The organism is Peribacillus sp. SIMBA_075, assembly GCF_046534585.1.
This window is the reverse complement of sequence record NZ_JAWRYN010000320.1, coordinates 1-316: the sequence shown is the minus strand read 5'-3', so window position 1 is coordinate 316 and position 316 is coordinate 1. Positions and strand designations below refer to the sequence as shown.

1 protein-coding gene is annotated in these 316 nt (G+C 40.2%); it reads right to left on the bottom strand.

Translation table 11 applies throughout. The annotated features are described in order from the left end of the window. A partial coding sequence (locus SB775_RS28405) for a peptidoglycan DD-metalloendopeptidase family protein (RefSeq protein ID WP_410864518.1) occupies positions 1 to 316 on the bottom strand: 316 nt, incomplete at both ends.

Below are 316 nucleotides of genomic sequence, written 5' to 3'. Positions count from 1 at the left end.
CGCTCAGGGTTCACAGCCACATTGTCTTTACGTACTTCAAAGTGAACGTAAGAACCTGCATCTTTATTCATTGCATTTAGACCTGATTTTCCTAACACTTCACCTTGCGCGACTCTTGCACCTTTTTCTACTTTCACACTGCCTAAGCTTTGATAAGAAACTGCTACACCATTTCCGCTATCAACTGTTACAACATAACCAAGAAGTGAATCTTTTTCAGCTTTCGTTACTGTACCACTTAAAGCAGCAGCTACATCGAATTCTTTTCCATTCTTCGCAGCAATGTCGATTCCTTTATTTGGGGAATATGTGTTGT